The sequence below is a fragment of the Flavobacterium collinsii genome (genome assembly GCF_902804485.1).
Classification (GTDB): domain Bacteria; phylum Bacteroidota; class Bacteroidia; order Flavobacteriales; family Flavobacteriaceae; genus Flavobacterium; species Flavobacterium collinsii.
Genome location: NZ_CADCST010000022.1, coordinates 1 through 413, shown reverse-complemented (window position 1 = coordinate 413; position 413 = coordinate 1). Strand labels below are relative to the sequence as shown.

The following is a 413-nucleotide window of genomic DNA, read 5'->3' as shown; positions in this document are numbered from 1 at the left end:
TGGTACAAATAGCCTCTGGACAATCCATCACCAGAAATACAGATTTCTCCAATAACTCCCACTGGCTGTAAGGCCAAAGCATCTGAGAGAATGTAAAACTGAGTGTTGTCTATCGCTTTTCCAACAGGAACTGAACTCTCATAAGAACCTTCAACTCTGTAATAACTGCTATAAGTAGTATCTTCTGAAGGACCATATAAGTTTCTCAGAGCAATCCCTGAATCTTTGAAATGATTGGCGATACTCACCGGAAAAGCTTCCCCTGCAAGGTTAATTCCAACCGCATTTTCAAAGGAAGTCCCTTTTTCGATAAGCGTGTGAACCACAGAAGGAACGGTGTTGATCAGTACGTTTTGATCGTTTTGGATATAATCTCCAATGGCCAATCCGTTGGTTAATAAGCGTATTTTCTT

1 protein-coding gene is annotated in these 413 nt (G+C 40.7%); it reads right to left on the bottom strand.

Annotated elements, in window-relative coordinates:
• On the bottom strand, positions 1-413 hold a 413-nt coding region (locus FLA105534_RS00145; RefSeq protein ID WP_173964032.1), incomplete at both ends, for an AMP-binding protein.